The organism is Mycobacterium sp. NGS17 (assembly GCF_059813205.1).
In genome coordinates, this window is record NZ_JCALED010000004.1 from 117,312 (window position 1) to 130,124 (window position 12,813).

11 protein-coding genes are annotated in these 12,813 nt (G+C 68.9%); 8 read left to right on the top strand and 3 right to left on the bottom strand.

All coding sequences use genetic code 11. The features are described from left to right. Window positions 1-20: 20 nt before the first annotated feature. The 4 genes from mptB (at window position 21) to AC5Y7E_RS10585 (ending at window position 4,630) form a co-directional block, all read left to right on the top strand. Complete coding sequence (gene mptB, locus AC5Y7E_RS10570) at window positions 21-1,727, top strand: polyprenol phosphomannose-dependent alpha 1,6 mannosyltransferase MptB (RefSeq protein WP_499948869.1); 1,707 nt, start codon at window positions 21-23, stop codon at window positions 1,725-1,727. 94 nt (window positions 1,728-1,821) lie between these two features. Then, window positions 1,822-2,742: an ABC transporter ATP-binding protein gene (locus AC5Y7E_RS10575; RefSeq protein ID WP_499949186.1), complete on the top strand. Its 921-nt coding sequence runs from the start codon at window positions 1,822-1,824 to the stop codon at window positions 2,740-2,742. A 77-nt stretch (window positions 2,743-2,819) separates the two neighbouring features. Continuing rightward, the gene (locus AC5Y7E_RS10580; protein WP_499919844.1) at window positions 2,820-3,530 is read left to right on the top strand and encodes an ABC transporter permease; all 711 of its coding nucleotides are present in this window, start codon (window positions 2,820-2,822) and stop codon (window positions 3,528-3,530) included. 146 nt (window positions 3,531-3,676) lie between these two features. Continuing rightward, complete coding sequence (locus tag AC5Y7E_RS10585) at window positions 3,677-4,630, top strand: COX15/CtaA family protein (RefSeq protein ID WP_499919758.1); 954 nt, start codon at window positions 3,677-3,679, stop codon at window positions 4,628-4,630. Here the strand turns inward: AC5Y7E_RS10585 and AC5Y7E_RS10590 are convergent. Next, window positions 4,580-5,245 carry a DcsG N-terminal domain-containing protein gene (locus AC5Y7E_RS10590; protein WP_499919757.1) on the bottom strand — a complete coding sequence of 222 codons (666 nt, stop codon included), beginning with the start codon at window positions 5,243-5,245 and terminating at the stop codon, window positions 4,580-4,582. The two genes, AC5Y7E_RS10585 and AC5Y7E_RS10590, sit on opposite strands and share 51 nt — an antisense overlap. 19 nt (window positions 5,246-5,264) lie before the next feature. Between AC5Y7E_RS10590 and AC5Y7E_RS10595 the strand changes: the two genes are divergently transcribed. Beyond that, the gene (locus tag AC5Y7E_RS10595) at window positions 5,265-6,239 is read left to right on the top strand and encodes a quinone oxidoreductase family protein (protein WP_499919756.1); all 975 of its coding nucleotides are present in this window, start codon (window positions 5,265-5,267) and stop codon (window positions 6,237-6,239) included. A gap of 14 nt (window positions 6,240-6,253) precedes the next feature. On the opposite strand, the gene AC5Y7E_RS10600 is transcribed toward AC5Y7E_RS10595, so the two are convergent. Both AC5Y7E_RS10600 and AC5Y7E_RS10605 read right to left on the bottom strand, forming a co-directional pair. Then, on the bottom strand, window positions 6,254-6,655 hold the full coding sequence (locus AC5Y7E_RS10600; protein ID WP_499919755.1) for a hypothetical protein: 402 nt from the start codon (window positions 6,653-6,655) through the stop codon (window positions 6,254-6,256). Window positions 6,656-6,767: 112 nt separating this feature from the next. Next, window positions 6,768-7,694, bottom strand: coding sequence for a heme o synthase (locus tag AC5Y7E_RS10605; protein ID WP_499919754.1), 927 nt, complete (start codon window positions 7,692-7,694; stop codon window positions 6,768-6,770). Window positions 7,695-7,948: 254 nt separating this feature from the next. On the opposite strand from AC5Y7E_RS10605, the gene tkt reads away from it, so the two are divergent. The 3 genes from tkt to zwf are packed head-to-tail and all read left to right on the top strand — an operon-like array spanning window position 7,949 to window position 12,727. Continuing rightward, the gene (gene tkt / locus AC5Y7E_RS10610) at window positions 7,949-10,048 is read left to right on the top strand and encodes a transketolase (RefSeq protein ID WP_499919753.1); all 2,100 of its coding nucleotides are present in this window, start codon (window positions 7,949-7,951) and stop codon (window positions 10,046-10,048) included. A gap of 16 nt (window positions 10,049-10,064) precedes the next feature. Continuing rightward, a complete protein-coding gene (gene tal / locus AC5Y7E_RS10615; protein WP_499919752.1) occupies window positions 10,065-11,186 on the top strand; it encodes a transaldolase in 1,122 nt (373 codons plus the stop codon). Beyond that, window positions 11,183-12,727 carry a glucose-6-phosphate dehydrogenase gene (zwf, locus tag AC5Y7E_RS10620; protein WP_499919751.1) on the top strand — a complete coding sequence of 515 codons (1,545 nt, stop codon included), beginning with the start codon at window positions 11,183-11,185 and terminating at the stop codon, window positions 12,725-12,727. The genes tal and zwf overlap by 4 nt, the downstream gene beginning before the upstream one ends. Window positions 12,728-12,813: the final 86 nt, after the last annotated feature.

A 12,813-nucleotide genomic window follows, 5' to 3' on the forward strand; every position in this document is an offset into this window, starting at 1 on the left:
CCGGCGGTTACGCTGCTCTGATGGCAGCCCGCCACCACACGCTGAGCTCATCGATCGCGAGTCTGCACGGCGACGAGCAAGCAGTGGGCTCGCCGCTGAACAATACCGAGCTCACCGCGCTGCGCCGCACCCGGCTCTTCGGCGCGACCGGCACGGTGGTGATGGCGATCGGCGCGCTCGGCGCCGGCGCCCGGCCCGTCGTCCAGGACCCCACGTTCGGCGTCCGGCTGCTCAACCTGCCGTCGCGGATCCAGACCGTGTCGTTGACCATGACGACCACCGGCGCGGTGATGATGGCCCTGGCCTGGTTGATGCTCGGCCGGTTCGCGCTGGGGAACCGGCGGATGTCACGCGGCGACCTGGACCGCACCCTGCTGCTGTGGGTGCTGCCGCTGTTGATCGCCCCACCGATGTACAGCAAGGACGTCTACTCCTATCTGGCGCAGAGCCAGATCTCCTTGGAAGGCCTGGACCCGTACCGGGTGGGCCCGGCCTCGGGGCTCGGCCTGTCCCACATCTTCACGCTCTCGGTGCCGACGCTGTGGCGCGAGACGCCCGCACCGTACGGCCCGCTGTTCCTGTGGATCGGGCGCGGCATCTCGGCGATCACCGGGGAGAACATCGTCGCCGCCGTGCTGTGTCACCGGCTGGTCGAGCTGCTGGGCGTGGGGCTGATCGTCTGGGCGACGCCACGGCTGGCCCGGCGCTGCGGCGTCGCGGAGGTCAGCGCGCTGTGGCTGGGCGCGGCCAATCCGCTGCTGATCATGCATCTGGTGGCCGGCGTGCACAACGAGGCGCTGATGCTGGGCCTGATGCTGGCCGGGGCCGAATTCGCGTTGCGCGGCGTCGATGCACCGCGGTTGCTGCCCGTGTCGTGGTCGCGGCCGGGCCCGGATTGGGAGCCGCTGGGGATGCTGGTCGCCGGCGCCGTGCTGATCGTGTTGTCGTCGCAGGTGAAGCTGCCGTCGCTGCTGGCGCTGGGCTTCGTCACGATGGCGCTGGCCTACCGCTGCGGCGGAACCGTGCGCGCGCTGCTGCTGACAGGCGGCGGCATGGCGGCGCTGTCGCTGGCGGTGATGGCACTGGTGGGCTGGGCCAGCGGCCTCGGATTCGGCTGGATCTACACGCTGGGCACGGCCAACGTGGTGCGCAGCTGGATGTCACCGCCGACGCTGCTGGCGCTCGGCACCGGCCAGGTGGGCATCCTGCTGGGCCTGGGTGATCACACGACCGCGGTGCTGGGCCTGACCCGTGCGATCGGCGTGCTGATCATCACCGTGATGGTGGCCTGGTTGCTGCTGGCCGTCTTCCGCGGCCGGCTGCACCCGATCGGCGGGCTGGGCGTCGCGCTGGGCATCACGGTGCTGTTGTTCCCCGTCGTGCAGCCCTGGTACCTGCTGTGGGCGATCATCCCGCTGGCCGCCTGGGCGACGCGCACCGGCTTCCGGGTGGCGGCCATCGTCATCAGCCTCGTCGTCGGGATCTTCGGCCCGACCGCCAACGGCGACCGGTTCGCGCTGTTCCAGATCATCGACGCCACCCTGGCCAGCACGGTGATCGTCGTCGCGCTCATCGGGTTGACCTACACCCGCCTGCCGTGGCGCCGCCCACCGGCCCAGGGCGCCGGGGCCGGCGGCCGACCCGGCATCGACACGGCGGCGACGCCGCCCACACCGTCGCCCCCTCAGCCGGCGCCGGCGCACGACGCCTACGCTGATTCCACGTGAGCCGCGCCGACGACGATGCAGAGCGAAGCGATGAGGAGGAGCGGCGCTCGTGAGCTCGGCCCTTCCAGAATCGCGCGAATCCCCTGACGCCGTGATGCGGCTGCGCGGGGTCACCAAGACATACGGATCCGGCGCGACGGCTGTCGAGGCCGTCTGCAACCTCGATCTCGAGGTGCACGCCGCCGAGGTGCTGGCCCTGCTCGGCCCCAACGGCGCCGGGAAGACCACGACGGTCGAGATGTGCGAGGGCTTTGTGCGCCCGGACGCCGGCACCATCGAGGTGCTCGGCCTGGACCCGATCGCCGACAATGCGCGGCTGCGGGCCCGCATCGGGGTCATGCTGCAGGGCGGCGGCGGCTACCCCGCGGCCCGCGCGGGCGAGATGCTGAACCTGGTGGCGGCCTACGCCGCCGACCCGCTGGACCCGGCGTGGCTGCTGGACACGCTGGGGCTCACCGACGCCGCCCGCACCACCTACCGGCGGCTCTCCGGCGGCCAGCAGCAGCGGCTGGCGCTGGCGTGCGCCCTGGTCGGCCGCCCCGAACTGGTGTTTCTCGACGAGCCCACCGCGGGCATGGACGCGCACGCGCGGTTGCTGGTCTGGGAGCTGATCGACGCCCTGCGCCGCGACGGCGTGACGGTGGTGCTGACCACACACCAGCTCAAGGAGGCCGAGGAGCTCGCCGACCGGCTGGTGATCATCGATCACGGCGCCACGGTGGCCTCCGGTACGCCCGCGGAGCTGATGCGCAGCGGGGCCAAGGACCAGTTGCGATTCAGCGCGCCGCCGCGCCTCGATCTGTCGTTGCTGTCGTCCGCGCTGCCGGAGGACTACAAAGCAACCGAGGTGACGCCGGGCGAGTACCTGGTCGAGGGGCACGTCGACCCCCAAGTGCTGGCGACCGTCACCGCGTGGTGCGCGCGGATCGACGTTCTGGCCACCGACATGCGCGTCGAGCAACGCAGCCTCGAGGATGTGTTCCTTGACCTCACCGGCAGGAAGTTACGGCCTTGACGGACAACGAGACTGGATCGAGTGTGTTCCCCGTGGGCACCTTCGCCCCCGACCCGCGGCCCAGCGCCGTGCCGAAAATGCTTGCGGCGCAATTCAATCTGGAACTGAAGCTGCTGCTGCGCAACGGCGAACAGCTGCTGCTGACCATGTTCATCCCGATCACGCTGCTGGTCGGGCTCACGCTGCTGCCGCTGGGCTCGTTCGGCCAGCACCGCGCGGCGACCTTCACCCCGGTCATCATGGCGCTGGCGGTGATCTCGACGGCGTTCACCGGTCAGGCGATCGCGGTCGCCTTCGATCGGCGTTACGGCGCATTGAAACGGCTTGGCGCCACGCCACTTCCGGTGTGGGGCATCATCGCGGGCAAGTCTCTTGCGGTGGTCACGGTGGTGTTCCTGCAGGCAATCCTGTTGGGGGCCATCGGTTTCGCGCTGGGCTGGCGACCCGCGCCGGCGGCCCTGGCGTTGGGCGCGGCGGTCATCGCGCTGGGCACCGCGGTCTTCGCGGCGCTGGGTTTGCTGCTCGGGGGGACGCTGCGCGCCGAGATCGTGCTCGCGGTCGCCAACCTGATGTGGTTCGTCTTCGCGGGCCTCGGCGCGCTGACCCTGGAGACCGGGATAACGCCCACGGCAGTCAAGCTGGCCGCCCGGCTGACTCCGTCCGGCGCGCTGACCGAGGCGCTCTCCCAGGCGATGACCACGTCGGTGGACTGGTTCGGAGTGATCGTTCTGGTGGCGTGGGGAGCGGTGGGCGCGCTGAGCGCGCTGCGCTGGTTCCGCTTCACCTGACGTCCGGGGTTGCCGTGGAGGGCCGCCGCGGTGACACGACACTTAAACCACGCACACGACACGCCGAGACCGGGGTGCGTGGTTTAAGTCTCGCGAGCGGCCGGGCTTACTACGGACTGTAGTTTTTGTTCGCATACCATCGGGCAATGCTTGGACGGATGCTGTTGCGCTTGGTGGACCTGCTCCCCAACCCCAGCCCGGGCGTGCAGCGCCTGATCGCCGCGCTGGTCATCCTCACCCAGGGCGGCATCGCGATCACCGGCGCGATCGTCCGCGTCACCGCCTCCGGCCTGGGCTGCCCCACGTGGCCGCAGTGCTTTCCGGGCAGCTTCGTGCCGGTGGCACACGCCGAGGTGCCGCGCATCCATCAGGCCGTCGAATTCGGCAATCGGATGGTCACCTTCGCCGTGGTGATCACGGCGGCGCTGGCCGTGCTGGCCGTGACCCGCGCGCGGCGGCGGCGCGAGGTGCTGGTCTATGCCTGGCTGATGCCGGTGTCCACGGTCGTGCAGGCGGTCATCGGCGGTATCACCGTGCGCACCGGGCTGCTGTGGTGGACGGTAGCGATCCACCTGCTGACGTCGATGACTATGGTGTGGCTGGCAGTGCTGCTGTACGTGAAAGTCGGCGAACCGGACGACGGAGAGCTGCGCGAGCGAGTGGTCAGGCCGCTGCGCGGGCTGACCGCGCTGTCCGGCCTGAACCTGGCCGCGGTGCTGGTCACCGGCACGCTGGTGACGGCCGCGGGCCCGCACGCGGGCGATCGCAGCCCCACCCGCACGGTCCCGCGGCTGAAAGTCGAGGTCGACACCCTGGTGCACTTGCACTCGTCGCTGCTGATCGCCTACCTGTCGCTACTGGTCGGACTCGGCTTCGGGCTGCTGGCGGTGCGTGCCGCCCGTCCCGTGCTGCTGCGCCTCGGGGTGCTGGTGGCATTGGTGTTCGCCCAAGCCGCGGTCGGCACCGCGCAGTACTACACCGGAGTTCCGGCCGTGCTGGTCGCCCTGCACGTGGCCGGCGCTGCGGCCTGCACGGCGGCCACCGCGGCGCTATGGGCTTCGATGCGAGAGCGGGCCCAGCCCGAGCCGCTCGCAAGCTGACTCCAACGCCAGCGCGAATCGGCGCTGGGCGAGTTCGCGGGCCGCGGTGTCCAGCCGGCGCCAGCCCAACGAAGGCGCGACGAGGTCGAGCCCGACGAGCCGTTCACCGGCCACGTCGGCACGCGCGTAGAGCAGCTCGCGCGCCGTGATGCCGGCGCGCCCGACGGCCGCGGCCAGCGCGGCGTAGCCGACGTCCCACGACTCGAAGTCCGGCTCGACCGGCCAGGCGTGCGACTGCTCGCCCCCCAGAAAGATCAGCGCCGCCTCGGGGGCCGCGTCCGGCCCGGTCGTCGGCACCCCGTCGTCCTCGAGGTCGCGTAAATACCGCTCATCGAGGTTCCAAGCCACCGCGCGGGCCGGGTTGAGCAGGTGGCGCACGCGCCGCGCCCAGGACAGGAATTCGTCGCGGCGATCCGGGCTGCCCGGGGCCGCTCGCAGTACCACCAGATCTGCGCTGGCGGTTTCCGGATCGTCCCAGGGCAGCCGGCGCGCGTACAGCCCACGCCGCCGTAGCGCGGTTACCAGACCGGCGTCGTCGGCCGTCCTGTCCGCGTCGTCGCCCGGCCCCGCCAGCACGATGCGGGGATGGAAGACGTCCGGGCGAGCGAGTTTCATGCCCGGGCATGATAAGCAGATGTACGCAATCGAAGTCAGCGAGACCGGCGGCCCCGAGGTGCTGCGCTACGTCGATGCGCCCACGCCCACGCCGGCACCGGGTGAGGTGCTGATCAAGGCGGAGGCCATCGGCGTCAACTACATCGACACCTATTTCCGCTCCGGGCAGTACCCGCGGGAGCTACCGTTCATCCTCGGCTCGGAATTGGCGGGCACCGTCGAAGCCCTGGGCGACGGCGTCGACGGGTTCGACGTCGGCGACCGCGTGGTCAGTGCGGCGGCGTCCGGAGGGTACGCCGAATACGCAACGGCCCCAGCGCATTTGACCGCCGCGCTGCCGGACGGCGTGACCGCCGAGGTGGCGGCCTCGGCCCTGCTGAAGGGGCTGACCGCGCATTATCTACTGAGGTCGGTGTATCCGGTGCAGGCGGGCGACACGGTGCTGGTGCACGCCGGAGCGGGCGGCGTCGGCCTGATCCTGACGCAGTGGGCGCACCTGCTCGGTGTGCGGGTGATCACCACGGTCTCGACCCCGGAGAAGGAGCGGCTGTCCCGCCGGGCCGGTGCCGACGAGGTGCTCCCCTACCCCGACGATCCCGCGGCGTTCGGCGACCGGATCCGCTCGCTGACCGACGGCGCCGGGGTGGCCGCGGTGTACGACGGCGTGGGGGCCAGCACCTTCGACGCCAGCCTGGCCAGCCTCGCCATCCGGGGCACCCTGGCGCTGTTCGGAGCGGCCAGCGGACCCGTTCCCCCGTTCGACCCGCAACGCCTCAACGCGGCGGGCTCGGTGTTCTTGACCCGGCCGTCGCTGGCGCATTTCGTGCGCACCGGCCAGGAGTTCAGTTGGCGGGCAGAGGAACTGTTCGCCGCGATCGCCGGCGGCGACATCACCGTCGAGGTCGGGGGGCGCTACCCGCTGGCCGAGGCGGCGCGCGCCCACCAGGATCTGCAGGGCCGCAAGACCGCGGGCTCGATCGTGCTGCTGCCCTAGGTAATTCGAGCTTGCTATGCGTGCGGGCAGAATATTCCGAGAATCTGCTGGCAATTGTCCCTGTTGATGAGACCCGGCGGCGGTGGTGGCGGCGGCGCCGGCGGGTTGTCGCCGTCCCAGATGTTCTGCGCGACATTGCCCTGCCCGAACCAGACATAGTAGTAGGTGTGGCAGATGTTGTTGTCCCAGACGACGGGGTTGGTGACGTGGTTGCCGGTCGGCGGCAACGGTTGACCGGGGCACCAACGGCACGGCCCCTGCGGGTGATCGTTGGGACAGCCGGGCCAGGCGTCCAGCGGCATCGGCCCGGGGTGAGCCTCGGCGATACCCGTGGTGATGCCCACGTCGCAGCAGGACAGTCCGGCCGAGAGCAGCGCCCCGGCGATAAACGTCCTGACGATGCGGTGATTTGCCATGCCTGAAGTGTGATCCCGTGGGCCGGCTACCGATCCCATATCCGAAACACTTCTCGAAGTCGCAGGGCGACACTTTCGGCGCCGCCGCGGTTGAGGCGAGTCGGCGACCGGCTCAGAACAGGTGCGGCAGCCCGATGGCCGAGTCGACGGCCAGCGCGCAGAACACCACGGCCAGGTAGTTGTTCGATTGCAGGAACAACCGCAACGGCTTGACCGGCTCGCCGGCGCGGACCCCGGCGTACAGCTGGTGGGCCATCGCCAGGAACCACACCCCGGCCACCACGGCGACCGCCGCATACAGCCAGCCCGTCGCCAGCGCCAGCGCCAGCGTGGCCAGCACCGTGAGCCAGGTATAGATGAGGATCTGCTTGGTCACCTGGCGCTCGGTCGCCACGGCCGGCAGCATCGGCACACCCGCCGCTTTGTAATCGTCTTTGTAGCGCATTGCCAGCGCCCAGGTGTGTGGCGGCGTCCAGAAGAAGATGATCGCGAACATCACCAGCGCGGGCCATCCAATGGTGCCGGTGACGGCCGACCAGCCGATCATCACCGGCATGCAGCCGGCCGCGCCGCCCCACACCACGTTCTGCGACGTGCGGCGCTTGAGCAGCAGCGTGTAGACGAACACATAGAACGCGATCGTCGCCAGGGCCAGCAGCCCGGACAGCAGGTTCGTCGTCCACCACAGCCAAAAGAACGAGGCCACCGTCAGCACCAGGCCGAGCACCAGGGCGTTGCGGGTGGGCACCGCGGCACGGGCCAGCGGCCGGCGGGCCGTGCGCTTCATCACCTTGTCGATGTCCGCGTCGGCCACGCAGTTGAGGGTGTTCGCGCCCCCGGCGGCCAGCATGCCACCGATCAGGGTGTTGACGATCAGCAGCGGGTTCACGGTGCCGCGCTGGGCCAGCAGCATCGCCGGGATCGCGGTGACGAGCAGCAATTCGATGACCCGCGGCTTGGTCAGCGCCAGATAGGCGAGCACCGTGCCTTGTATCCGGCTTGGCAATCGGCTCGGCGCGACGCGCCCGCGAACGCTCACGCAATAACTCCTCGGGGTCGCAGCGGCGCGCAGCATCTACTACACACGATGGTAGACCGCGTTGTGACGATGGCCCGCCCGCGGGTCCATTCCGCAGATTTTTCCCAGATTTCCGAACTGAATGTTAAACGCTTTCCACGGCCGCGTAATTTTCACATCTGCCGGCCGTGGGTACCCGATTCCTGCGCTGCAAGAGCCGGCCCTCCCGCACTAGGGTGGAATTTGATCAGCTCGATGACCCAAGGACAGAGTCTGTGACGACACTCGAAGAGATCTCCACGCTGACCCAACCGCACCTGCCCGACGACTGGTCCGAGCTTGACTCGGCCGCCGTCGACACCATTCGGGTGCTGGCCGCCGATGCGGTCCAAAAGGTCGGCAACGGCCATCCCGGGACCGCGATGAGCCTGGCGCCCCTGGCCTACACCTTGTTCCAGCGGGCGATGCGCCACGACCCCAGCGACACCTACTGGCTGGGCCGCGACCGGTTCGTCCTGTCCTGCGGGCATAGCAGCCTGACGCTGTATCTGCAGCTGTACCTGGGTGGTTTCGGGCTGGAGCTGTCCGACATCGAGTCGCTGCGCACCTGGGGATCCAAGACGCCCGGGCACCCGGAGTTCCGGCACACCAAGGGAGTTGAGATCACCACCGGCCCGCTCGGGCAGGGTCTCGCCTCGGCGGTCGGCATGGCGATGGCCGCCCGCTACGAGCGCGGCCTGTTCGATCCCGACGCCGCCCCGGGCACCAGCCCGTTCGACCATTTCATCTACGTGATCGCCTCCGACGGCGACATCGAGGAGGGCGTCACCTCGGAAGCCTCGTCGCTGGCGGCCGTGCAGCAACTGGGCAACCTCATCGTCTTCTACGACCACAACGAGATTTCGATCGAGGACGACACCAACATTGCGCTGTGTGAGGACACCGCCGCCCGGTACCGGGCCTACGGCTGGCACGTGCAGGAGATCGAGGGCGGCGAGAACGTCGTCGCGATCGAGGAGGCCATCGCCAACGCCAAGGCGGCCACCGACCGGCCGTCGTTCATCTCGCTGCGCACCATCATCGGCTATCCCGCGCCCAAGTTGATGAACACCGGCAAGGCGCACGGCGCCGCCCTGGGCGACGAGGAAGTGGCCGCCGTCAAAAAGATCCTCGGCTTCGACCCGGACAAGAAGTTCGAGGTGCGCGACGAGGTGATCGCCCACACCCGCAAGCTGGTGGATCGGGGCAAGGAAGCGCACGAGAAGTGGCAGGCGGATTTCGACGCCTGGGCGGAGGGCCAACCCGAACGTAAGGCACTGCTGGACCGGCTGACGGCCGAGGAACTGCCGGACGGCTGGGACGCCGACCTGCCGAACTGGGAGCCCGGCTCCGACCCGATCGCCACCCGCAAGGCCTCCAACGAGGTGCTCAACGCGGTGGGACCGAAACTGCCGGAGCTGTGGGGCGGTTCGGCCGACCTGGCGGGCAGCAACAACACCACCATCAAGGGCGCCGATTCCTTTGGCCCGCCGTCCATTTCGACCAAGGACTACACGGCGCACTGGTACGGTCGCACGCTGCACTTCGGGGTTCGCGAACACGCGATGGGTGCCATCCTGTCCGGCATCGTGCTGCACGGCCCGACCCGGGCGTACGGTGGCACGTTCCTGCAGTTCTCCGACTACATGCGGCCCGCGGTGCGGCTGGCCTCGCTGATGGACATCGACACCATCTACGTGTGGACCCACGACTCCATCGGGCTCGGTGAGGACGGCCCGACCCATCAGCCGATCGAGCACTTCGCGGCGCTGCGGGCCATCCCGAACCTGTCGGTGGTGCGCCCGGCGGACGCGAATGAGACGGCCTACGCCTGGCGGACTGTCCTGGCCCGCGGCAACGGCAGCGGCCCCGTCGGCCTGATGCTGACCCGCCAGAACGTGCCGATCCTGCAGGGCACCAGCGCCGACGGCGTCGCCCGGGGCGGCTACATCCTGGGTTCGGACGGCGAGGACCCCGGCCAAGACCCAGACGTGGTGCTGATCGCGACCGGCTCGGAGGTCCAGCTCGCGGTCGAGGCGCAGAAGTTGTTGGCGGACAAGGACATCGTGGCGCGGGTGGTCTCCATGCCGTGCGTCGAATGGTTCGAGTCTCAGCCCGCCGACTACCGCGACAGCGTGCTGCCGCCGACCGTGTCGGCCAGGGTGGCCGTCGAGGCCGGCGTCGCGCAGAGCTGGCACAAGCTGGTCGGCGACACCGGCAAGATCGTCTCGATCGAGCACTACGGCGAATCCGCCGACTACGAAACCTTATTCCGTGAGTTCGGCTTCACGGCCGAAGCGGTCGCGGCTGCCGCGGAAGAAGTAGTGGACAACTGAGGAAAGGGTAATTCACATGACCGCTCAGAACCCGAATCTGGCGGCGCTGTCCGCCGCGGGCGTATCCGTCTGGCTTGACGACCTGTCGCGGCAGCGGCTGCAGTCGGGCAACCTGCAAGAGCTGATCGACACCAAAAGCGTTGTCGGCGTGACCACCAACCCGTCGATCTTCCAGAAAGCGTTGGCGGAGGGCGATTCCTACGACGGCCAGATCGCCGAGCTCGCCGAGCGCGGCGCCGACGTCGACGCCACCATCCGCACGGTCACCACCGACGACGTCCGCAACGCCTGCGATGTCTTGAAGCGTGAGTGGGAGGCGTCCGACGGCGTGGACGGCCGGGTGTCCATCGAGGTCGACCCGCGCCTGGCGGCCGAGACGGAGAAGACCGTGGCTCAGGCCGTCGAGCTGTGGAAGATCGTCGACCGCCCGAACCTGTTCATCAAGATCCCGGCCACCAAGGCCGGCATCCCGGCCATCACCGCCGTTCTGGCCGAGGGGATTTCGGTTAACGTGACCCTCATCTTCTCCGTCGAGCGGCACCGCCAGGTGATGGACGCCTACCTGGCCGGCCTGGAGAAGGCCCGCGAGGCCGGCCACGACCTGTCCAAGATCCACTCCGTCGCTTCGTTCTTCGTGTCGAGGGTGGACACCGAGGTCGACAAGCGACTGGAGAAGATCGGCTCGGAGGACGCGAAGGCGCTGGCGGGCCAGGCCGGTGTGGCCAACGCCCGACTGGCGTACGCGGCCTACCAGGAGGTGTTCGAGGGCGGCGATCGCTTCGAGGCGCTCAAGGGCGACGGGGCCCGGGTTCAGCGTCCGCTGTGGGCGTCGACGGGCGTCAAGAATCCCGACTACTCCGACACCCTCTACGTCACCGAGCTGGTGGCGCCGAACACGGTGAACACCATGCCGGAGAAGACGATTGACGCGGTCGCCGAGCACGGCGAAATCAAGGGTGACACGGTCACCGGCACCGCCGACGCCGCCCAGGAGGTGTTCGACAAGCTTTCGGAGGTCGGCATCGACCTCACCGACGTGTTCAAGGTGCTGGAGAACGAGGGCGTGGAGAAGTTCGTGGATTCCTGGACCGAGCTGCTGGACGAGACGCAGAAGCAGCTGGATTCCACCTCCAAATGAGCCCAGCCCGCACCGCGCGACAATGGCATAACCCGTTACGGGACAGGCGAGATAAGCGGCTGCCGCGCATCGCGGGGCCCTGCGGGATGGTGATCTTCGGCGTGACCGGCGACCTGGCCCGCAAGAAGGTCATGCCGGCGATTTACGACTTGGCCAACCGTGGCCTGCTGCCGCCCAGCTTCTCCCTGGTGGGCTTCGCCCGCCGGGATTGGAGCACCCAGGATTTCGGCAAGGTGGTGCACGAGGCCGTCAAGGAACACTGCCGCACGCCCTTCCGGCAGGAGAACTGGGATCGGCTGGCCGAGGGATTCCGTTTCGTGCCAGGCGCTTTCGACGACGACGAGGCGTTCGGCCGGCTGGCCGAGACCTTGGACAAGCTGGACGCCGAGCGCGGCACCGGCGGCAACCATGCCTTCTATCTGGCCATCCCACCCAAGTCCTTCCCGGTGGTGTGCGAGCAGTTGCACAAGTCGGGTTTGGCGCGCCCGCAGGGCGAGCGGTGGAGCCGGGTGGTCATCGAGAAACCGTTCGGCCACGACCTGGAAAGCGCACAGGCGCTGAACAAGTCTGTCAACGCGGTCTTTCCCGAGGAGTCGGTTTTCCGGATCGACCACTACCTGGGTAAGGAGACCGTCCGCAACATCTTGGCGCTGCGGTTCGCCAATCAGTTGTTCGACCCGATCTGGAACGCGCACTACGTCGACCACGTGCAGATCACCATGGCCGAGGACATCGGTCTGGGCGGCCGGGCCGGCTACTACGACGGCATCGGCGCGGCGCGCGACGTGATCCAGAACCATCTGATGCAGCTGCTGGCGCTCACCGCGATGGAGGAGCCGGTCAGCTTCAGCCCGTCGGCGCTGCAGGCCGAGAAGATCAAGGTGCTCTCGGCCACCCACCTCGCCGAGCCCCTCGACGAGACCACCAGCCGCGGCCAGTACGCCGCGGGCTGGCAGGGCGGCGAGAAGGTCGTCGGGCTGCTCGACGAGGAGGGATTCGCCAAAGACTCGACCACCGAGACGTTCGCCGCCATCACGCTCGAGGTGGACACCCGCCGCTGGGCCGGCGTCCCCTTCTACCTGCGCACCGGAAAACGTCTGGGCCGCAGGGTCACCGAAATCGCGCTGATCTTCAAGCGTGCGCCGCATCTGCCATTCGATGCGACCATGACCGACGAGCTGGGCACCAACGCCATGGTGATCCGCGTGCAGCCCGACGAAGGTGTCACGCTGCGCTTCGGGTCCAAGGTCCCGGGCACCGCGATGGAAGTCCGCGACGTCAACATGGACTTCTCCTACGGCTCGGCGTTCGCCGAGGAATCGCCGGAAGCCTACGAACAGCTGATCCTTGACGTGCTGCTGGGCGAGCCGTCCCTGTTTCCGGTCAACGAAGAGGTCGAATTGGCTTGGGAAATACTCGATCCCGTCCTCAACAATTGGGCGGCCAGTGGTAAACCCGAACCGTATGAATCGGGCACCTGGGGCCCGGACTCCGCCTTCGAGATGCTGCGCCGCACCGGCCGCGAATGGCGGCGGCCCTGATGATCCGCGTCACGACGATGCAGTGGGGGCACCCCCAGCCGCGCAGCGGCGAGGGGGACGCAGCGATGAGGTGGGGGCACCTCCCG

Coding starts and splice junctions, on each gene's coding strand:
- mptB (WP_499948869.1), top strand. CDS start 21: ATGGCAGCCCGCCACCACACGCTGAGCTCATCGATCGCGAGTCTGCAC.
- AC5Y7E_RS10575 (WP_499949186.1), top strand. CDS start 1,822: ATGCGGCTGCGCGGGGTCACCAAGACATACGGATCCGGCGCGACGGCT.
- AC5Y7E_RS10580 (WP_499919844.1), top strand. CDS start 2,820: ATGCTTGCGGCGCAATTCAATCTGGAACTGAAGCTGCTGCTGCGCAAC.
- AC5Y7E_RS10585 (WP_499919758.1), top strand. CDS start 3,677: ATGCTTGGACGGATGCTGTTGCGCTTGGTGGACCTGCTCCCCAACCCC.
- AC5Y7E_RS10590 (WP_499919757.1), bottom strand. CDS start 5,245: ATGAAACTCGCTCGCCCGGACGTCTTCCATCCCCGCATCGTGCTGGCG.
- AC5Y7E_RS10595 (WP_499919756.1), top strand. CDS start 5,265: ATGTACGCAATCGAAGTCAGCGAGACCGGCGGCCCCGAGGTGCTGCGC.
- AC5Y7E_RS10600 (WP_499919755.1), bottom strand. CDS start 6,655: ATGGCAAATCACCGCATCGTCAGGACGTTTATCGCCGGGGCGCTGCTC.
- tal (WP_499919752.1), top strand. CDS start 10,065: ATGACCGCTCAGAACCCGAATCTGGCGGCGCTGTCCGCCGCGGGCGTA.
- zwf (WP_499919751.1), top strand. CDS start 11,183: ATGAGCCCAGCCCGCACCGCGCGACAATGGCATAACCCGTTACGGGAC.